Here is a 20,973-nt window from a genome sequence, read left to right as displayed (position 1 = left end):
GAGTTTTGAGTGCTGAGTTTTGAGTGTTGAGTCAATGAGTGCTGAGTCAATGAGTGCTGAGTGCTGAGTAGTAAGAGACAAAATCTTGTTTGTTTACAGCCCTACAACAAAAAATATGAATATTAGATTCAGGACTCTAACTGGGCATTCAGCACTCATTGACTAACCTATGACAGAGTAATATTATACTTAGGACTTTAACTACGCACTCAGTACTCCATAACTAATTCAAAACTCAGTACTGGCTCAACGCCCCGCTAACAGCACTTAGCACTCAGCAATCAGCACTCAGCACTCATTACTGAGTTTCGTGAATGGAGAGCCGATATGGAATTAATCAAGCGTATCCTGCGGGTGATTCGCGCTAATCTTAATAGTTTGATCGGCGGTGCAGAAGATCCAGAAAAGATTCTGGAGCAAACTGTCTTGGAGATGCAGGAAAATCTAGTGCGGTTGCGGCAGGGTGTAGCACAAGCGATCGCTACTCAGAAACGCACTGAACGACAGGCAGCAGCCGCCAATTCTCAAACAGAAGAATGGTATCGCCGCGCCCAATTGGCACTGCAACAAGGCAACGAACCTCTAGCACGGGAAGCTTTAACTAAGCGCCAAGCGTATAAACAAACCGCTACAGCCCTATTTTCCCAAATAGAGCAGCAAAACGATATAGTAGCTAGGCTAAAAAAGGATATGCGATCGCTAGAGTTAAAAATTTCCGAGGCGAAAACTAAAAAAGATATGTATATCGCTCGCGCCCGTTCTGCTGAAGCGTCTTCTCGCCTCCAGGAAATGCTCGGTGGAGTTTCTGCCACCAGCAGTCTAAGTGCCTTTGAGCGCATGGAAGAAAAAGTTTTGCAAATAGAAGCTCAATCCGAAGCGATCGCTCAACTCGGTAGCGACGACTTGGAAACACAATTTACTTCCTTGGAATCTAATAATAACGTAGATGCCGAATTGGCAGCAATGAAGGTGCAGGTTTTAAACCAGGCAGAAAACACACAGCACAACAATCTCCTCACTGAGGAAAACCAGAAGACAGTGCAGCCTCCCCAGCAGCAGTTACCCAAAACTCAAGACTCTTGAAAAGCAAGCAAGGGAGCAGGGGGAGATGAGGGACATAAGGGGGACAAGGGGACAAGAGGTGAGAACTTGAAACAAGTCTTTCCCCTTGTCCCCATGCCCAATGCCCCATGCCCCATGCCCCATGCCCCATGCCTCTTCTTGAAGTTCGGCTAATTACCCCAGTTTGGAGATATCTTAACAATTAAGAGTTGTTGGGAGGTACTGATTCAAGCCGGAAAGATTACATTGAAATAGGTAGCTATTAAAAAAGTAAAAAAGCTAACTGTCCAACAAAAAGCGTAAAGCACACAAGGAAAAACAAAGTTATGGGATTATTCGATCGCATTAAGCGAGTAGTTAGTTCTAACCTCAACGACCTGGTTAACAAAGCCGAAGACCCCGAAAAAATGCTAGAGCAAGCCATCCTGGAAATGCAGGAAGACTTGGTGCAGCTTCGTCAGGGAGTAGCTCAGGCGATCGCCGCCCAAAAACGTAGCGAGAAACAGTATAATGACGCCCAAAATGAAATCAATAAGTGGCAACGTAATGCCCAACTGGCGCTGCAAAAAGGTGATGAGAACTTAGCACGACAAGCCCTAGAGCGGAAGAAGACTTATACTGACACCAGTACTGCCCTCAAAGCTAGTTTAGATACCCAAAGTACTCAAGTTGAAACCCTCAAGCGCAATTTAATCCAGCTAGAAAGCAAAATTTCTGAAGCTAAGACCAAGAAAGAAATGCTTAAAGCTCGGATTACCACTGCCAAAGCCCAAGAGCAACTCCAAGGCATGGTGCGTGGGATGAATACCAGCAGTGCAATGTCTGCCTTCGAGCGGATGGAAGAAAAAGTCTTGATGCAAGAATCTCGTGCCCAGGCACTAGGAGAGTTAGCAGGTGCAGATTTAGAAACCCAATTTGCCCAGTTGGAAGGTGGTAGCGATGTTGATGATGAATTGGCAGCTTTGAAAGCGCAAATGCTACCACCCGCAACTCCACAAAATCAAGCTCAACTGCCACCGCAACAACAAGAAACCACTGCTCCTAATCCCAAATCTAATGAGGTGGTTGATGCCGAGTTAGATTCACTACGCAAGCAATTGGATCAACTGTAAAATTGGCAGAAAACTTATTTGAGCTAGTCCCACACCTATTGGCTGTGGGATTTTACGTCATTAGTCAATAGTTAACAGTCCTAATAACTATGAATTATTGACTATGGACTATTGACGACTTTGGGATAAAGTATTGTGTGTGCCAACTTTGATCGCCACCTGACGGAGACTGCAATGAGTAAGGCTGTAATCACCATAACTGATGCTGAGTTTGAAACCGAAGTGTTAAAAGCCGAGCAGCCTGTATTAGTTTACTTTTGGGCTTCCTGGTGTGGGCCTTGTCAATTGATGTCGCCCCTGATTAACTCAACCGCTACCAAATATAGCGATCGCCTCAAAGTCGTTAAGATGGAAATTGACCCTAACCCACTCACTGTTAAGCAGTACCAAGTGGAAGGTGTACCTGCCCTCAGACTATTTCAAGGAGATAAACTACTAGAATCCACTGAAGGAGTTATCGGCAAAGATAAATTACTTGCTCTTTTAGATACTCACTTAAGCAGTAATTAGTCAATAGTTCATAGCAAATGACCAATGACCAATGACTAATGACCAATGACTAATGACTAACATACAGTTTGCACAACGTTTACAACCCCTACAATCTAATGTATTTGCTGATATGGACAGAGCCAAGGCAGTCGCTTTGGCCGCTGGACGACAGATAATTGATTTGTCCTTGGGGTCTTCTGATCTACCAGCCGAGGCACACGTAATTGAGGCGATCGCCCAATCTCTCCACGATCACAGTACCCACGGCTATCTGTTGTTTAACGGTACTCAAGGGTTTCGCGAAGCCGCAGCCAAATGGTATGAACAAAAATTTGGCATCAGAGTAGATCCTCAAACTGAGGTACTACCTCTGATTGGTTCTCAAGAAGGTACAGCCCATTTACCCCTAGCAATACTCAATCCAGGAGATTTTGCCCTGTTGCTCGATCCAGGTTATCCCTCGCACGCGGGGGGAGTCTATCTAGCAAGTGGCCAAATCTACCCAATGCCATTACGGGCAGAAAATGATTTTTTACCAGTGTTTGCTGATATTCCCGCCCCAGTCTTGGCGCAGTCGCGGATGATGGTATTAAGTTATCCTCATAACCCCACGGCTGCGATCGCACCTTTATCTTTCTTCCAAGAAGCTGTCGCCTTCTGTCAGCAACACAATCTCGTCCTCGTTCACGATTTCCCCTACGTAGATTTGGTATTTGAGCAGACTGGAGACTGGGTAGACTCTTCTCCCAATCTAAAATCCAAAATCCAAAATCCAAAATCCCTAGTACCCTCGATTCTGCAAGCTGATCCAGAGAAAAGGGTCTCGATTGAATTTCTCACCCTTTCCAAGTCTTACAATATGGGCGGCTTCCGCATTGGCTACGCCATCGGGAATGCCCAGTTAATTAATGCTTTACGCCAGGTAAAAGCCGCCGTTGATTTTAATCAGTATCGGGGAATTTTGAATGGTGCGATCGCAGCCTTGACTGGCCCGCAAGCTGGGGTGAAAACGGCCGTTGCAACATTCCAGAAGCGCCGAGATGCTTTCATTACAGCTTTACATCGCATTGGCTGGAAAGTTCCCACTCCCGAAGCGACAATGTACATTTGGGCAAAGTTACCCCCATCTTGGAGTCAAAACTCCGTACAATTTTGTACCGAGCTAGTCAAACAAACTGGTGTAGCCGCTTCCCCTGGGGCTGGCTTTGGCAAATCTGGAGAGGGATATGTCCGTTTTGCCTTGGTGCATGAGCCACCTTTGTTAGAAACTGCTGTGGAAAGAATTGCTGAATTCCTAAATTAAATTTTTTCTCAAATTAAACACCAAAGATTTTTTGCAGCAAAGTCTGTGGAGAGAACACACCATAGGGGCAATTCATGAATCATTGGTGTCAACTTAACGCAAAAACTATGTCCCGCAAGGAACTGAAGTTCCAAGAATCATAGCGAAAGTCATCTTTAGATGACTAGAATATCCCCAAAAATATTCAGTCTACTTCAGTAAGTTGACACCAATGCACATGAATTGCCCCTACGAATACTTATATTCTACTAAAATAATAAGCTGTATTTAAAATTACTACCCTATTTTGACTGTAATCGTAATTATACGTATAAAAGTCTATAAATATTAGTCATCTTTTCATTGATAATCAGCATGAACTTTACCCAATCAGGTCTCACCGTTTCTTAAACTGGGTTTGTACGCAAAGCTACCAAACACGGCTAACGATATAGGTTGCGTTTTTAAGCAACCATATTGTCAAAAAGCCTGTAGTCAAGACAGCCCAAGCCTAAAAACGGCAATAGTTTAAAACTTAACTTCCAAACTGACAGAGACTTGAAAAAATGAAGATGACTTTTCAGAAACTTGTGATTGGTGCTTCAATGGCTATTGGTGTGAGCGCTCTTGCCACAGTACCAGCACAGGCTGGAACACTTACTGGTGCTACCATAGGTGGAACAGCAGCAAGTGATTATTTAGTCTATGATGTGTCAGGTAACAGTACTGTTCTTGTGCCAAATACTCAGACAAACGTCCAGAAAGTTCTGGATGGTAATGCTGCAAATCCTACTGGAAACGTAGAGTTACGAGCTGGCAGTGAAGGGTCTGGTTTTGATTTCACCAAAAACACCACTTTGACAGGGCAAATTGGTGATAAAAGTATTACCTTGAGCAGCCTGACAGCAACAGATTGGTTTAGTACTGGCTCAGGATTGAGTACAAGCTATGGAGCAAAGAACTTTGCAAATACTTGGTTTAACGAATTTGCTAAGGCAGCTGGTTTAGGAGCAAATTTAATCCCTACAGCTTATAATGCGTTTTTGGGCATCAATGGTTTCCAACGCTCCAGCGACCCTAATATCTCTTATGTTAATCAAAATGACATCACTGGCGATATTAAAATTGGGTTAGCCGGTCACTTTAATTTGAAAGAGTACTATGCTCCCATATCACCACTCTTGGCTAGTTTTCTCAAAACTGGATTCCAAGCTAGTGAAGTTGTTAAAGTTACCTACAATGACAAGACTGATTTCCTTTACAGCTTTTCTGCTACGAACAGTGGGCTAAGTAACAGTTTAGGAGTAGGTGCTGATGGCAAGTCCCACAGTGGCAACTATGAAGTTGGCATAAAAGGTGTACCACCCGCAGCAGTCCCAGAACCATCAGTAATGCTTGGTCTGTTGGGTATTGCTGGTGTGTTTGCTACCCAACGCAAATTTAAAAAAGCATCTATTTAAGATTGTGGTTTAAAAACGACAAATAAGTTAGGGAGCTATTTATTAGCTCCCTTTTTTGATGAAGAATTTCTTCAAACTGTAAGATAATTTAATCTTCTAGGTTATACTATTTCTAAAAACATTGGCAAACAGTTCCTCCTGTCTCCTGAATTACCCTCACATCTAAATGAAACCTGTTTTAGGAAGGGGAATTATCATAACGTACAGTATTACTTAAGTAGTTTTACTAATACAAATTCGACGATTCAATTTTTAAAAGCAATTGTTCATTTAATACTAAAATTAAGACAAAGTTCGCAAAAGAAAAGCTTAATTCTTGATTAAATTATCTTTAAGGATAGTATCCTTTAGGTGTTGTAGTGTAGCTAAATTTAATTTATTTATATCTTTGAATAGATTTAGATAAGTCAAATTTCTATTTGTTTCACTATATTTAAATACACTCCCGTTTTGGTTTATCGTAATAATTGTTGGCTTTTAATTAAAATAATCAGATAATAGATGGCAATGACAGCACAATTACTCAATATAGATCAGCCATTGCGGTCACACAAAGTTAGACGAATTTTGCTAGTTGAAGACCATTATCTCAATCGGATGTTACTGAGTGACTATCTAAGTTACAGTGGGTACGATGTCGAGAGTTTATCAGAAGGCTCTACTTTTTTCTCAACTATAGAGAAATTCCAGCCAGATTTAATGTTACTAGACTTGAAACTGCCAGATGTTGACGGTTATTCGCTTTTAAAACAAGTCCAGCAAAAACCTGATTTGTCAAAAATACCTATTATTGTGGTTTCAGCCTTTGCTTTTAAAGCAGATCAGGAACTAGCTCTGAGTTTGGGCGCACGTCACTATTTTGTCAAACCGTTAAAACTTAAGGATCTCATCTTTGCAATTGAAGAACAGTTTACTTGTCGCCACAGATAAAGTTTTGTGTTATGCGTGAATTTATTCTGCTTTTTGGTTAGCGATGAACTCTTCCACACGCTCACTAAGATTTTGTACAGAACTGCCAATGTTTGAAATTTTATCTTGTACTTGCGCTAGCAATAAAACTGCTGTTTGTAGCTCATTGAGAGTTTCAGCCATAGCCTCACGATACTGGGCTTCAAAATCTTGTAAGTTCATAGTTGAGCTTTTGCTTAAAATTATTATAATAGCTATATTCTCAATCATAATTGAGAATCTGATTTCCTAAATCCGTTAATTCGCTTAATAGTATAAATTCAATAAAAAAAATTAAATTTTGGAGAATAATAAAATTTTTATATTAGTTTTATAAAAACAATATCTAAATATATTCTTTTTTTAAAGACAGAAAAAAGTAAGTAAAAAAAGATAAAAATATTTTTATTTAAAAAACAAACTTTTAAATAAAAAGTATTCTTGATTTTAAAATATTAATTATATCTTCAAAAAAGAAAGTTTTATTCTAAGAGGTTGTTTGAAAAGTAGTATGTTGTGATTTTAATCGAATTATTACCCCCCTTAGTCCCCCCTTATAAAGGGGGGAAACAATAAAATCCAGTTCCCTCCCCTTTATAAGGGGAGGGCTAGGGTGGGGTAAAAAAATTTTATACATCAATCATGACTTTTCAAACATCCTCTAACAGTAGTAGCCGATGACTCAAGTCGCAGCTAAACAAACTATTGTCTACTTCAAAGTTCTGATGTTTGCAGCATTTTTTCAGGTAAACATCTAGCTTGGAAACCCATCCCATCCACCCTACAGAAAGCCGTAGCAGCAAGCGTCTATAGGTTTCTCTTTGTGTAGACTAAAAACCTCTCAGATTACCACCTAGTCAGCAATCCCCAGTCACCAGTACTCTGGTGTATGTAGATCATGATGCCAACTTTATATTTACTTGATAAATAGTCTGTTAAATCGGCACGAAAAAATTATTTTTCTTAAAATAGAGAAAGATTACCTAATTTTCGTTGTGACAATATCTACGCAAATATTACCGCTGGTTAAAGAACCAGAACGACTGGAAAACCGTCTAGCCGAAATTCCACCGGAACCGGGGGTTTATTTTATGCGGGACAACAGCGATCGCATTATATATATAGGTAAATCACGTAAGTTGCGATCGCGTGTCCGTTCCTATTTCCGGGATGGCTACAATAAGAGTGAACGCATCGCCACGATGGTCAAGTTGGTGACAGAAATTGAATTCATTGTCACTGATACTGAAGCCGAAGCTCTAGCACTCGAAGCCAACTTGATTAAGCAGCACCAGCCATACTTTAACGTGCTGCTCAAAGATGATAAAAAATATCCCTATCTCTGCATTACTTGGTCAGAAGATTATCCGCGAATTTTTATTACCCGTAAACGCCAGTTCGGCAAAGAAAAGGATAAATTTTATGGGCCTTATACTGATGCTGGGTTACTGCGAGAAATTGTCCGCATCTGTAAACGCATCTTTCCCCAAAGACAACGACCTCAACCACTTTTCAAAGACCGTCCTTGCTTAAATTATGATTTAGGGCGTTGTCCGGGTGTGTGTCAAAAGCTGATTTCACCAGAAGAATATCGCAAAATTGTCCAAAAGGTGGCGATGGTATTCCAAGGTCGAACTCAAGAACTGATTGATATTTTGACTCAACAGATGAACGCCGCCGCCGAAAACTTGAATTTTGAGTCAGCAGCGCGGATTCGCGATCAAATTTCTGGGTTAAAGTCGCTGACAGCTGACCAAAAGGTTTCCTTACCAGATGATACAGTTTCGCGGGATGCGATCGCACTGGCAGCCGACGAACAGCACGCCTGTATTCAACTGTTCCAGATTCGCGCTGGTCAATTGGTAGGACGTTTAGCTTTTGTGGCGGATGCTCACGCAGAACCGGGAGCTATTTTACAACGAGCTTTGGAGGAACATTACCAAACTGCTGACTCAGTAGAAATACCTTTAGAAATTTTGGTACAGCATGATTTACCAGATGTGGAGATATTGGCGGATGTCTTAACTCAACGTAAAGGTAAAAAAGTCACAATTTTGACTCCTTTACGGCAAACTAAGGCAGAATTAATTGAGATGGTAGAGCGAAATGCCCAGTATGAATTGCAAAGAATGCAAAAATTTGGCGATCGCAATCACCAAGCAATGCAAGATTTAGCCGCCATTCTCGATTTACCAGATGCACCCCACCGCATTGAAGGTTATGACATTTCCCATATTCAAGGGTCAAATGCTGTAGCTTCGCAAGTGGTATTTATCGACGGATTACCCGCCAAACAGCACTATCGCCACTACAAAATTAAAAATCCCACGGTGACGGCGGGACATTCAGATGATTTTGCTAGTCTGGCTGAAGTTATTGGGCGGCGGTTTCGTAAGTATGGGGAAAATCAGCAATTAGCACGTTTGGGTAATCCAGACTGGCCTGATTTAATCATGATTGATGGCGGGAAAGGTCAGCTATCTTCAGTTATCGCCGTTTTGCAAGAGATGAATTTATTAGAAGACTTGCGAGTTGTGAGTTTAGCGAAGCAGCGAGAAGAGATTTTTTTACCGGGAGAATCTAAACCCTTGACAACTGATGCAGAACAACCAGGGGTGCAGTTGTTGCGGCGGTTGCGCGATGAAGCGCATCGATTTGCAGTCAGTTTTCATCGTCAGCAACGTAGTGATAAATTGAAGCGATCGCGTTTAGATGAAATTCCTGGCTTAGGACATCATCGACAAAAGCTGCTACTAGGACATTTTCGCTCAGTTGACTATATTCGACAAGCAACACCAACACAACTCGCGGAAGTCGCAGGAATTGGGCCGCGTTTGGCTCAAGAAATTTACAATTATTTTCATCCGGCTTGAAATTTTTAGGAAACTCTGAGCGGCTCCTGAAGTTCCGAGCAAAGGAAGCCGCTTCTCATAAAGTTTGGTAGTTTTCATTAGATTATCTTACAGAATTTAATCTCATAAATATTGCTAGCAAATATTAACTAAATCTTAAGATAGATATTTTGTGACTAAAGATACAGTATTTTCTGGGTTTTAATTTTTGAATACAAGAACGGCTTTTTTTGTATTCGTCTGAAATGACTATAAACAAGGTTCTCTCAAAGCATTAATTATGGGGATCAGTAAATCTCTAAGCAGTATTTAATTAAAAAATAATTTATGTGTCTAAAGTTGGAGGGTAAAATCACCTAGATTCTAGGATAATAGATCAAGATATCGAAAAGTTTTCAAACCTGAAATTTTGTTTAAAATAATCAGCCAATATTACAGTAGTTTGTTAAGTTGGGTCGAACCAGAATTTTTACGGGTTTAACTTGTAGCTTTACCAAATAAAAAATAATTACAACCAGGGGTTTTAAAATGCAGACAGTACAAAAGATTTACTGCCCAAATTGTGGTAGTCATGCAGAGCGTTATTATATTTCTGATAGCCAATTAACTCGCACACAATGCCCAAGTTGTGATTACTTAATGATTAGTTGTACTCGCACCGGCAAAGTAATTGAGGCTTATGCCCCTGGTATTCACGCACCTGCTAGATAAGTTGAAGAAGAATTCAGCTATTCTGAATTCAGAATTCTGACTCCTGAATTCTGAATTCTGACTTCTGACGATAAAGTTATTCATCAGAAATTTTGAACACTTCACAGCTTGTTATTCTGTTGTCTGAGTTGTTGCTGTCGTCTTTGTTGTTCTAATCTCAATTCTTGCTGTTGTCTAATTTGTTGATCTTGTCTGAGTTGTTGCTGTTGTATTCTCTGTTGTTGCTGTCGGGTAAATTCTTGCTGTTGTAGTCTTGTTTCTTGTTGTTGTATTCTCTGTTGTTGCTGGCGTATTAATTCTTGCCGTTGTCGTGTAAATTCTTGCTGTTGTATTCTCTGCTGTTGTTGTAGTTGTTGGGGTTGTTGAAGGTTTAGGCGTAGCCATGTTTCCTTCAATTTCTCTTGTGTTTGCTGAGTTTGCTCCTCTTGTTGTTGTCTCATTTTTTCTTGAGATAATTCAGGTTGCTGAGGATTCGTCTGAATTATTTGTCCGTATACAGGAGAATTCATTGGCAAAGCTTTTGCAAAAACAATCACTAATAGCCAGAATTTAAGAATCAATGAGCGATTCAACATAGAGTTATCTCGTCAATTGTTATAGATTGGTTTTAGCGATCGCTTAACCTTAATATAACAATTTTTACCGAGGTCTATTTGGAGCAATTGCTGACTTCTAAGCTTGTTTAATTCTTACTGGCTCTCAATTGCCCGCAAGCAGCATCGGCTTCTAAACCACGGGAATAGCGGACACTAACGGCAGTATTTTGCTGCTTGAGGACGTTGACAAATGCTTCAATGCGATCGCGGTTGGGGCGTTTATAGTCTACTTCTTGGATGGGATTATAAGGAATCAAATTCACATGACTTTGAAATCCCCGCATACATTTTGAAAGTTCCAAAGCATGTTCTGGTAAATCATTAACACCCGCGAGGAGAACATATTCAAAGGTAACACGGCGTCCAGTGATTTCCACATATTCCCGACATTCAGCCAGTAAATCTTCTAGAGGATAGGCGCGGGCGCTGGGGATGAGTTTTTCGCGTAGTGCTTGGTTGGGTGCGTGGAGACTTACAGCCAGAGTGATTTGCAAATTATTTTGCGCGAACTGACGAATGCGATCGCGAATTCCAACTGTAGAAACTGTAAGCGATCGCTGTCCTATACCGACATCTTGATTTAGAGATTTCAATGCTGCTAGGACATTCTCAGTATTCAACAACGGTTCACCCAGTCCCATAAACACCACATTGCTAACCCGTTGCCGAAAATCTTCTTGCACAGTCAACACCTGATCAACAATTTCGTGCCGTGCAAGGTTGCGCTTGTAGCCTCCCTTACCAGTAGCGCAGAAATCACACGCCATTGGGCAACCCACCTGAGTAGAGACGCAAACTGTCAAACGGGCTTTTGGGCCTTCTCCCCTTTCTGCGAAGGTGGGGATGCCTACAGTTTCAATGATTTGCCCGTCTGCTAATCGTAAAAGATATTTCACCGTACCATCGGGAGCCTCAGAGCGGTAATGTAGAATTGAGCGCCCTACGGGAACTTCTGCTAATTCTGCACGCCATTGTTTGGAGAAGACAGAAATATCAGATAGTGATCGCACTCCCTTGTCATAGATCCATTCATGCAGCTGCTTTCCTCTGTAAGTAGGTTGTCCTTGCTGCTGCACCCAAGCAGTTAACTCCGCCAAAGAAGCACCGAGAAGAGGAGAGATTAATTCTGATTTTTCTGGGTTGTGTGAGTCAACCTGAGATACAAGAGGCGTAGCAGACATAAAAAATCACGAGTTGATGTTGAATCTCTATCCTACACCTGCCAGTTCAAGTTAGTCTTGACCAAAGAAGATGGGGGAATTAACCAAAGGTTGTGCCGTTCCAACCCCACATTGCCCCCTTGGCGTCTGCAAACTCTATGTAAATGCGATTTTTTGGCACACCGAGAGTTTGGTTAATTTGCTGGCAAAAGTCTTGACTCATTGCTGCGGTTTGCTCTGGCTTCATTGTGCCAATGCTTTTAATTTCAATGTAGCAAACTGGGTCTGTATTCCCTGCAAAAGTCATGGGAATTCCTGGCTCAAAAGCAGTCATGACGTATGATTCTGGTTTTCCCAAATGTTTCGCTAACTTGGCTGATAGATTTAAAAGCATTGACTCAATTTCAGCTTTTTGAGGAGATTCAGCAGAAGTTTGCACTTTGATTAATGGCATAGTACTGAATTGGGATTTTGGATTTTATTACATTGTTAAGTTTATCTAAATGCAGAGGTACAGAGTACAAAGATTAGGGAGATGAAGAGGACAAGGAGAATAAATAACCAATGCCCAATGCCCAATTCCCAATCAATACGGTTCGGTTAAGGTTTTTTGATGAAAATTCTAGATCCAAAGACGCGATAAATCGCCGTCTCTACAAGGATCAATCTTTTGTAGAGACGGCGATTCATCGCGTCTCTTGCCTTAACCAAACCGTATCGAATTCCCAATGCCCAATGCCCAATTCCCACCATTTAGTTATGAGATGAGCGAAATAAGTGATTATGTTCAGGATGATATAAACGCGATCGCCCCGTTGCTGGCGAAAGTGCTGGACTGATTATATAAAGTGTAGTGCGAATTAGTTTTTCTTCATGAGTGCAGTCTGCCATTTCATTCAGGGGAACAACCCTGATTTTTTCATCAGGCCATCCGATGCGAAAGCAGATTGCAATGGGGGTTTCGGCTGGGTAATGTTCGAGTAGTTTAGCTTGGGCATTTTCGACGTGACGCGCACTCAAATATAGACAAAGACTAGCCTGATGTGCTGCCAGAGTGGCTAATTCTTCAGTGGCGGGGACTTCTGTACGTCCGCTGATGCGCGTCAAAATAATCGTTTGGACTAAACCAGGGACAGTTAATTCTACTTTAAGTTTGGCAGCAGCGGCTTGAAAGGCGCTGATACCTGGGATGACTTCAAAAGGAATATTTGCCTCTGCAAGGAGGTGCATTTGCTCGTGGATGGCGCTGTAGAGACTAGGATCGCCAGAATGGAGACGGACTAGAGATTTATTTTGCGATCGCACCCTATCGATCATAATCGGCAAAATTTCTTCTAAAGTCTGATTCGCAGTTCTAATGATCTCCGCATCTTTTCGGCAAAGTTCTAAAATCTGTTCGGGTATTAAAGAATCAGCAAATAAAATCACATCAGCAGCAGCCAGTAGTTTCTGCGCCTTCACCGTTAATAAATCAGGATCTCCGGGGCCTGCTCCGACAATATACACAGATGGTTCTACAGCGTATAGTGTTTTTTTATAGCTTAGACTTTCTGTATATTCACTTTTAGAAGAACACATGGCAATCTCTCAAAAAAATATTTTGGCAATTTATTCAGTATCTTTCCGGATTCACCCTATTTCCCTAGTAGATAGTAATGGTAGATGCACCCTGGTTAAGCCCTAGAGAATACTCTGGGGCATTTTTTATTTTTTAGTTATTTGTCATTTGTCATTCATCCTCTCTCCCACTCCCCACTCCCCTCATCTCCCACTCTCCTCATTTACCTTAGAAGTAGAAACGACATCAGGTAAAGGGCGTTTGAGTAAGTAAAGCCAAGCTAATCCAACTAATCCCAATAAAATTCCCAGACTACTGACTACTTGTGCAATGCGTAATTCCCCCAGCATCAAGCTATCAGTGCGAAAGCCTTCAATCCACAAGCGTCCTAAACTATAGGCTGGCCAGTAAACTAAAAATATTGTGCCTACCTTCAAACGTGGTTTACCGGCTAAAGACCGGAAAAACAGCGTTATTAATAGCGTAAACACCATTAAATCCCACAGAGATTCGTAGAGGAAGGTGGGATGAAAGTATTCAGAACTAGCATATCCTAGAGGACGATGGTCTGGTGGAATATAAAGCTTCCAGGGTAAATCGGTAGGATCGCCAAAAGCTTCCGAATTAAAGAAATTGCCCCAACGTCCGATCGCTTGACCTAAAATCAGCGAAGGCGCGACTAAATCTGCCAGTTGCCAGAAAGAAACCTGCTTGATTTTGGCAAAGATTAACGCAGCCAAAACGCCACCAAGAATTGCTCCGTGAATAGCAATACCTCCTTCCCAAATCGCAAAGATTTTTTCTGGAGTTGAGGCATATTTGGGCCACTCAAAGAAAACGTAATATAGCCGTGCGCCAGGAATTGCCCCAATTAATAACCAAAAGAACAAATCACCTAACAACTCAGGGTTAACATTGCGGCGTTTTGCCAAATTCTGGGAAAGGATGACGCCAATTAACACTGCTGTAGCAATCAATAAGCCATACCAACGGATAGTTAGTGGCCCTATTTTCAGCAAAATCGGCCCTGGAGAAGTAAATTGAAACGCCAAAGGTAAGATGGAAAGATCCAGTACCATGAAAAATTACCTAGAAAAGTTTGTTAACTACCCGCGCACTTTGCTAAGTACGGAGTTTTTTGGGTCTTGAATACTAAAACTACACTTCAATCCTCCACCACATTGTCGGGACATAGGTAAAAATTCAGTATTCATATTTAGGAGTCTAGTTCCTAACGCCTAGTTGAGCATAACTTGTGTCACAAAACAATTGAGTTTCGTATCCTTACTCAGAGCGCAAGATGGTAGATTTGAGTAAGTTACACAAAACGGTTTCGATATAATCACTTAAACAACTTTGATATATTTAAAATTGTGATAGCTATTTATCCTGGTAGCTTCGACCCCATCACTTTGGGACACCTTGACCTCATCCAGCGCGGTTGTCGCCTGTTTGAGCGGGTGATTGTCGCTGTACTGCGGAACCCCAATAAAATGCCACTTTTTAGCGTGGAGCAGCGGCTAGATCAGATCCGTCATTCTACACAACATCTACCTAATGTAGAAGTAGACAGCTTTGATGGTCTTACCGTTAACTACGCTCAAATGCGACAAGCACAAGTTTTGCTCCGGGGTTTACGGGCTGTGTCAGATTTTGAAGTGGAACTGCAAATGGCTCACACCAATAAAACTCTTTCTACCCAAATAGAAACAGTTTTTCTTGCAACCTCAAATGAGTATAGTTTTTTAAGTAGTAGTGTGGTAAAAGAGATTGCAAGGTTTGGTGGCTCTATCGATCATCTCGTTCCTCCACACATTGCCCTAGATATATACCAATGCTACAATCACAAATCTCCAATGTTGACTCCAATCTCAACGGAAGCAATCCCCCCCCTCAAGAGTATCTCGGTGGAGAGGGAAGCATAGATATTCAGCAGGAACTCAACCGCCTAGAGGAAATGGTTCTCTCTAGTCTCAGGATTCCGCTGACGGGACGCACACTCATAGATGAAGAAAAGCTGCTAGATCAGCTTGATTACATTCGCCTTGCTTTACCATCACTTTTTCAAGAAGCAGCAGTGATTCTAGAACAAAAGAATGAAATTCTGCTAGAGGCGGAAGAGTATGGACAGCAGGTTGTTGAGGCCGCACAAGCAAAAAGAGCGCAAATTTTAGCTGAAAGCGATATTATTCAACATGCAGAACAGGAAGCTGAACAACTGCGGCGACAGGTGCAACAAGAGTGTGAGGGAATAATGCAAGAAACCCTCGCCGAGATTGACCGCAAGCGGTATGCTTGTCAGCAAGAGTTAGAGCAAATGAGGCAAACTGCGATCGCTCACGCTCAAGAAATTGAAGATGGTGCTGATGCTTATGCCGATGGCATTTTGGGAAATATCGAGCAGGATCTCAAAGAGATGTTGCGAATTATCACCAATGGACGCCAACAATTGCAAATTGATAACCTCACCCAGCGCAATTCACCTCCTGGTAAAAAAAGATAGAGGTTGTAATGAGAGATGGGGAAAAATTATAAGTTGGGTTTCGCTATTGCTTAACCCAACAATTTCCATTAAGGAAGACTTTTAGGGAATCTACCTACTAATAGATTTAAAATTGTGGCTTGTAATTAAGCAGGATTTTTAATAAATGCTTACTTTTGCCCAAGTTAACTTTGGAGTAAATATAGCTGGCTTAATTGGAATTATTTATTTGTTTTGGGCAATTATTTACTTAATTTTAACAGTAGCTTGGCTCGCACAACGTGGAAGCAGACTTAGAGGTTGGGCTTTAGCCCTTTACATTATCCAACTTATATTTACGCCAATTATAATGTTGTCAAGTGGAGCAATCTTGTTATATCAAGGTTGGCGTTTAGATCCAATTCATCAATTTGGGCAATTTTTATTGTTGCTATTAATTCTTTATCTAAGTATTAAAGATATTGTAATTAATGCAGTTTACAGAGATAGATGATTTTAGCATTGGGATAATTTTATTATTAATATAGCGGTATCCAATACGGTTCGGATAAGGTTTTTTGATGACACGCCACTAATCGCAAAGACGCGATAAATCGCCGTCTTTACAATAATCAGTACTTTGTAGAGACGGCAATTTGTCGTGTCTCTTGCCTTAACCCAAGCGTATTGGATTATAGGGTGTAAGTAAAATCTTCCACCAGCATACCAGGAACTAAACTACCTCCTAGTTGGCGACTTTCGTAAGTTCCTACTTCGGGAATAAATTCTTGAAAAGTAGTCAAATCTATTAAATTTTCTCCCCAGAAGCGATAGAGACTTTCATCAAAACGTAAGTTTTCAATTGGTGCGATAATTTCTCCGTTTTCTACCCAAAAACAAGCGTAGCGAGTCATACCTGTGATTCTACCAGTGTGGCGATCGCTCCAATTCAAGTAATGCAAATTTGATACATATAATCCTGTATCTAAACTGGGAAGAATCTGTTCAAATTCTAAATTTCCTGGACTCACTTCTGGCGCTCGTAAAGTCTCTGAACCATTAGCACCATTGGCAATTTTTTGATATTCTTTAGCAGTCCGAGAATTCACCAAACTATTTACCAAATGTCCTTTTTCTATTACAGGTAACTCCGGTGCGGCTATTTCTCCCAATTCATTAAATCGTGGTACTAATCCGCGTTGAAAGTTTTCTTTCAAACTAAATCTTGGAGACAGTTGTTTTTCTTGACGCGATAAAGCAGCTAAAGCACTGTTTCCTTGTTGGATATCAGCTTCACTTACTGCTCCCCAAGAAAGCATTAGTAATAAATCTGCAACAGCAGCAGGTGCAAAATAAGTTTTATATTGTCCCCGTGGCAATTCTTTAACTGGACGAGCAAGCAATTCGAGTTGCTTTTTGCCTTCGCTAATTTTGGCGATATAAGCAGATTCATCCCAATTAGTCCCTGCAAATGTGCCCTTTACTGCTTGTTCAGATGGGGAAAATAGAGAATAATCTAATGTAAAAGAATCAGTAGCAAACCAGTGTTTTTGACCACTAGAATCACCATAAGCTTTAATTACTATTCCTCCTGCATATATACCTGTAAAATCTAATCCTGCAACTAGTTCTAGTACAGTTGGCACTACTGCTTCCGCCGCCAATAAATTCCCAGAATGTATTTCTCGACTGGTATTATTTCCTGATGGTAAAACTAGATATGGATCGATTGGTAATAGAATAATTTCTTCACGTAGTTCTTGTAAAGCAGTATATGCTAACTGCCAATCTACCTCCCAATTTCCAGTAAAGGGAAACTGCCGAACACTATTGCGCTGATCTTTCATCAAAGTCAGTTCTATCCAACCATCAGCAACACAACCGGTTTGTCGGACTTTCGCATGATTAAAACGAGTAAATTGACTTATTTCACTGCTAAGTCTCACAGTGAATTGCTCATTTTCTGCTTTTTTGATCAACAGACTTTCAATCAGTCGATTAAAGCTGACTTCTAATGCAGATAATTCCTCAATTTTCATAGATATTAAATATTAAAAGGGAATAGGTAGATGGGATAACGCAATTACGAATTACGAATTACGAATTACGAATTATCTAAGTTCCTCCACCAAAAACTTCAACATTCGCAAATACACAAACAGGTGAACCGTGTCCTACCGAAATAGCCTGATTTGGTTCTCCTTTACCACAATAAGGAGTACCATACATTTGCCAGTTTGTGGCATCTCCGACTTTAATTAAACTATGCCAAAACTCTGGTGTTGTGGCGCGATAGTTAGGGTTACGAAGGGTTTTGGTGAGTTTGCCGTTTTCAATTAATTTGGCGTACTCACAACCAAATTGAAATTTGTAGCGGCGATCGTCAATTGACCAAGATCGGTTAGATTCCATGTAAACGCCGTGTTCTATGCCGCCAATAATGTCTTCAAAAGTGCCGTTTAGAGGCTCTAAATTCAAGTTAGCCATGCGATCGATCGCTGGTCGATTCCATGAGGAAGCACGGGCACAAGCAACTCCTGCTACACCTGCCCTGACTTGGCTCTCCAGACTCCCTACACCCCGTTGGAGTACACCTTCTTTAACCAAATATTCCTTTGTCGCTACAGCACCAGTATCATCAAAGCCATAGCTGGCAAATTCACCAGGGACAGTAGGATCAAAAGTAATATTCATCAGTGGCGAACCATATACTAGGTTGCCAAAATCACTTTTATTAACGAAGCTGCCCCCAGCATAGTTACGCTCATCTCCCAAAATTCGGTCAATTTCTAGGGGATGTCCGACACTTTCATGGATTTGCAGCATCATTTGGTCTGGCGCTAAAACTAAATTGGTGCGGGTGGTTGGGCATTCTTCTGCTGTTAAAAGTTCTACTGCTTGTTCGCCAATTTGCCGCACCCGATGCCATAAGTTTTCTTGTTGTAAAAGTTCTAGTCCACCTTGGTAACAGTTTGCTTGCGAGCCGTTGTTACTACGCTGCTGTACAATTGCTCCATCTTGAGCAGTTACTCCATAATGAGTGCCTATAGATAGTATTTTTTGATAGACTTCTGAGCTATTGCTGCTGACAAACCAAGATTCTTTTTCAGTTGTGCTAGCACTGGCTATAGTTTGCACAATCTTGTCGTCAACTTTCAACGTTTGGCAAATACGAACCAATAAATCGTTGATTTCTCCTGGACTCAGAGCATCCAATGACTCGATAAATGGAGATTTATATTCACCAACGACTTTAGGACGCTCACTTTCACGGAAAGGATGTATCCACCATTCACTGGCTGCTAGTGCCTGTTTATAGGCTGTTTGGGCAGCGGCTTGGAGAGAAGACAGTTCCAGAGAGTTAGTTGCTGCATAACCCAGACAGCCATTTACCAAAACTTCCAGCATGGCTCCGACAGTGAAGGATTTGCCGTTTACTTGGGGTAAGGCGTCACGGACTAAACGGGTAGTAGAAGTCTCTTTTACGGCTCTAATACCAATCCAATCAGCAGGAATATCGAAACTAGCGATCGCTTTTCTAAGTTCAGACCACATAATTTAAGGAATTGGGTAATGGGGATTGGGGATTGGGGATTGGGGATTGGGAAGAATTCAATTCCTAGTCCCTAGTCCCCAGTCCCCAGTCACTTCTAATTCCGATGCCAGCGCGTGCCATCACGGCTATCAATTAGCGTAATACCTTCTGCTTGGAGTTCGTCACGAATGCGATCGCTTTCGGCAAAATTTTTGGCAATACGTGCTTCTTGTCTTTGTTGAATTTTCGCCTCAATTTCCGCATCGCTTAAACCATTACTCTTGTCCGTTTCGGCTTCTATCTCGGCTTCTAAACCCAAGACTCCAGCTAATGTGACAAGAGTTTGCCATTGACGCTGTAACTCATCAGGGGAAGTTTCGGTTTTCCCTTCATGCACAAGAATATGCCCCTCACGGCGCAGTTCTTTAGCTAATTCAAACAGCACTGTTAGGCCACCAGGAAAATTAAAGTCGTTATTTACGGTTTCTTGAAAGCGTTCAATATGGGGATTGGGTACTGGGTATTGGGTACTGGGTATTGGGATATTCCCAGTCCCTAGTCCCCAGTCCCCAGTCCCTAAATCCCAACCTAGTTTTTTACCGTATTGGTAGCCGAAAAGTAAACCTTCTTTAATCGTGTGCCAACCGTTAGTTGCTGCGGCGATCGCTTCGTCGGTAAAATCTATGGGTGTGCGATATTGAGCCGTTAGCACGAACAAGCGCACTGCCATCGGGTCAACTCCTCGATCCAGCAAGTCTCGAATAGTGGTAAAGTTGCCCAAAGATTTGGACATTTTTTCACCATCTACCTTTACCATGCCGTTATGTAACCAGTAATGCGCTAAGGGTTTTCCTGTTACAGCCTCAGATTGGGCAATTTCGTTTTCGTGATGGGGAAAAATTAAGTCAGCACCACCAGCATGAATATCGATCGTATCACCCAAGCGATCGCGCACCATTGCCGAGCATTCTATATGCCACCCCGGACGACCTGCGCCCCAAGGTGATTCCCAAGCGGGTTCTCCCGGTTTTGCTGCTTTCCACAAGGCAAAATCAAAGGGGTCTTTCTTTTTCTGATACTCTGGATCTTCTATGTTGACGCGCTCACTTTTCCCGGCTTGCATATCTTCTAACTTGCGTCCCGAAAGCTTGCCATACTCAGCAAACTGCCGTACTGCATAATACACATCGCCGTCAGCAGGGTAAGCAAAACCTTTATTTTCCAACTCATGAATTAACCGCTGAATGCCATTCATCGTATGGGTAGCACGGGGATACTCATCGGCTTCTTTAATTCCCAATCGCGCCATATCCTCAAAATATGCTTTGATAAAGCGATCGGCTACAGCTTCCATTGATGAATGTTCTTGCCGCGATCGATTTAGAATCTTGTCATCAATATCAGTAAAATTTTGGATATATCGGACTTCATAACCGATAAACTGGAGATATCGGCGTACTACGTCCCAAACAATGCAAGCTCTCGCATGACCCAAATGACAGTAGTCGTATACCGTCACGCCGCAGTAATACATCTTAACCTTGCCTGGTTCGACTGTTTCAAACGGTTCTTGACGACGGGTGAGGGTATTGTAAAGGGTTAGGGTCATAACAGAGTAATGCTGAAATAAGGAGATACGTAATAATAGGGTAAGGCAGCTGGGATGACAGTCCAGCATCCCTATGCTAGTGTTTTCTGGACTATCTGCGCTACATTACTATTTTTTGACTATTTGATAACAGCG

20 protein-coding genes are annotated in these 20,973 nt (G+C 41.6%); 11 read left to right on the top strand and 9 right to left on the bottom strand.

What is annotated here, in order from left to right; genetic code table 11:
• Positions 1 to 327 precede the first annotated feature (327 nt).
• From RRG12_RS06685 to RRG12_RS06660, 6 genes are all read left to right on the top strand, one after another.
• Positions 328 to 1,083, top strand: a complete 756-nt coding sequence (locus tag RRG12_RS06685) for a PspA/IM30 family protein (RefSeq protein WP_420758747.1) — start codon at positions 328 to 330, stop codon at positions 1,081 to 1,083.
• A 305-nt stretch (positions 1,084 to 1,388) separates the two neighbouring features.
• Complete coding sequence (locus RRG12_RS06680) at positions 1,389 to 2,174, top strand: PspA/IM30 family protein (protein ID WP_420758746.1); 786 nt, start codon at positions 1,389 to 1,391, stop codon at positions 2,172 to 2,174.
• A 174-nt stretch (positions 2,175 to 2,348) separates the two neighbouring features.
• Positions 2,349 to 2,684, top strand: coding sequence for a thioredoxin family protein (locus tag RRG12_RS06675; RefSeq protein WP_069073954.1), 336 nt, complete (start codon positions 2,349 to 2,351; stop codon positions 2,682 to 2,684).
• 52 nt (positions 2,685 to 2,736) lie between these two features.
• On the top strand, positions 2,737 to 3,969 hold the full coding sequence (locus tag RRG12_RS06670) for an LL-diaminopimelate aminotransferase (protein WP_420758745.1): 1,233 nt from the start codon (positions 2,737 to 2,739) through the stop codon (positions 3,967 to 3,969).
• A 551-nt stretch (positions 3,970 to 4,520) separates the two neighbouring features.
• Positions 4,521 to 5,408 carry an NF038130 family PEP-CTERM protein gene (locus tag RRG12_RS06665; RefSeq protein WP_420758744.1) on the top strand — a complete coding sequence of 296 codons (888 nt, stop codon included), beginning with the start codon at positions 4,521 to 4,523 and terminating at the stop codon, positions 5,406 to 5,408.
• Between the two features lie 507 nt (positions 5,409 to 5,915).
• Positions 5,916 to 6,338 (top strand): response regulator, encoded by a 423-nt coding sequence (locus RRG12_RS06660; RefSeq protein ID WP_069073971.1) that lies wholly within the window; start codon positions 5,916 to 5,918, stop codon positions 6,336 to 6,338.
• A 21-nt stretch (positions 6,339 to 6,359) separates the two neighbouring features.
• Here RRG12_RS06660 and RRG12_RS06655 read toward each other — a convergent pair whose 3' ends face one another.
• Complete coding sequence (locus tag RRG12_RS06655) at positions 6,360 to 6,539, bottom strand: hypothetical protein (protein ID WP_069073952.1); 180 nt, start codon at positions 6,537 to 6,539, stop codon at positions 6,360 to 6,362.
• Positions 6,540 to 7,351: 812 nt separating this feature from the next.
• Between RRG12_RS06655 and uvrC the strand changes: the two genes are divergently transcribed.
• A complete protein-coding gene (gene uvrC / locus RRG12_RS06650; RefSeq protein WP_420758743.1) occupies positions 7,352 to 9,229 on the top strand; it encodes an excinuclease ABC subunit UvrC in 1,878 nt (625 codons plus the stop codon).
• Positions 9,230 to 9,736: 507 nt separating this feature from the next.
• Entirely contained in the window at positions 9,737 to 9,919 is a 183-nt protein-coding gene (locus RRG12_RS06645) for a replication restart DNA helicase PriA (RefSeq protein ID WP_084227354.1), read from the top strand.
• A 101-nt stretch (positions 9,920 to 10,020) separates the two neighbouring features.
• On the opposite strand, the gene RRG12_RS06640 is transcribed toward RRG12_RS06645, so the two are convergent.
• The 5 genes from RRG12_RS06640 to lgt form a co-directional block, all read right to left on the bottom strand.
• The gene (locus tag RRG12_RS06640) at positions 10,021 to 10,494 is read right to left on the bottom strand and encodes a hypothetical protein (RefSeq protein WP_420758742.1); all 474 of its coding nucleotides are present in this window, start codon (positions 10,492 to 10,494) and stop codon (positions 10,021 to 10,023) included.
• Positions 10,495 to 10,601: 107 nt separating this feature from the next.
• Positions 10,602 to 11,696 carry a 23S rRNA (adenine(2503)-C(2))-methyltransferase RlmN gene (gene rlmN / locus RRG12_RS06635; protein ID WP_420758741.1) on the bottom strand — a complete coding sequence of 365 codons (1,095 nt, stop codon included), beginning with the start codon at positions 11,694 to 11,696 and terminating at the stop codon, positions 10,602 to 10,604.
• Between the two features lie 79 nt (positions 11,697 to 11,775).
• Positions 11,776 to 12,129 (bottom strand): phenylpyruvate tautomerase MIF-related protein, encoded by a 354-nt coding sequence (locus tag RRG12_RS06630; protein WP_069073949.1) that lies wholly within the window; start codon positions 12,127 to 12,129, stop codon positions 11,776 to 11,778.
• Between the two features lie 299 nt (positions 12,130 to 12,428).
• Positions 12,429 to 13,253: a precorrin-4 C(11)-methyltransferase gene (gene cobM / locus RRG12_RS06625; RefSeq protein ID WP_420758740.1), complete on the bottom strand. Its 825-nt coding sequence runs from the start codon at positions 13,251 to 13,253 to the stop codon at positions 12,429 to 12,431.
• Between the two features lie 183 nt (positions 13,254 to 13,436).
• Complete coding sequence (gene lgt, locus RRG12_RS06620) at positions 13,437 to 14,312, bottom strand: prolipoprotein diacylglyceryl transferase (RefSeq protein ID WP_420758739.1); 876 nt, start codon at positions 14,310 to 14,312, stop codon at positions 13,437 to 13,439.
• Positions 14,313 to 14,606: 294 nt separating this feature from the next.
• Between lgt and coaD the strand changes: the two genes are divergently transcribed.
• The 3 genes from coaD to RRG12_RS06605 all read left to right on the top strand — a co-directional run bounded on the left by coaD (position 14,607) and on the right by RRG12_RS06605 (position 16,208).
• The gene (gene coaD / locus RRG12_RS06615) at positions 14,607 to 15,158 is read left to right on the top strand and encodes a pantetheine-phosphate adenylyltransferase (RefSeq protein WP_420758738.1); all 552 of its coding nucleotides are present in this window, start codon (positions 14,607 to 14,609) and stop codon (positions 15,156 to 15,158) included.
• Entirely contained in the window at positions 15,068 to 15,736 is a 669-nt protein-coding gene (locus tag RRG12_RS06610) for a hypothetical protein (protein WP_069073945.1), read from the top strand. Before coaD ends, RRG12_RS06610 begins: the two co-directional genes overlap by 91 nt.
• A 145-nt stretch (positions 15,737 to 15,881) precedes the next feature.
• Entirely contained in the window at positions 15,882 to 16,208 is a 327-nt protein-coding gene (locus tag RRG12_RS06605) for a Ycf66 family protein (protein WP_420758737.1), read from the top strand.
• 178 nt (positions 16,209 to 16,386) lie between these two features.
• Here RRG12_RS06605 and RRG12_RS06600 read toward each other — a convergent pair whose 3' ends face one another.
• From RRG12_RS06600 to cysS, 3 genes are all read right to left on the bottom strand, one after another.
• Positions 16,387 to 17,733 (bottom strand): TldD/PmbA family protein, encoded by a 1,347-nt coding sequence (locus tag RRG12_RS06600; RefSeq protein ID WP_420758736.1) that lies wholly within the window; start codon positions 17,731 to 17,733, stop codon positions 16,387 to 16,389.
• 76 nt (positions 17,734 to 17,809) lie between these two features.
• On the bottom strand, positions 17,810 to 19,249 hold the full coding sequence (locus tag RRG12_RS06595; protein WP_420758735.1) for a TldD/PmbA family protein: 1,440 nt from the start codon (positions 19,247 to 19,249) through the stop codon (positions 17,810 to 17,812).
• A gap of 95 nt (positions 19,250 to 19,344) precedes the next feature.
• Complete coding sequence (gene cysS / locus RRG12_RS06590; RefSeq protein WP_420758734.1) at positions 19,345 to 20,838, bottom strand: cysteine--tRNA ligase; 1,494 nt, start codon at positions 20,836 to 20,838, stop codon at positions 19,345 to 19,347.
• Between the last annotated feature and the right edge of the window lie 135 nt (positions 20,839 to 20,973).

The organism is Nostoc sp. CALU 546, assembly GCF_048836525.1.
Note: the sequence above shows the minus strand (reverse complement) of the source record. Positions and strands in the feature narration are given on the sequence as shown.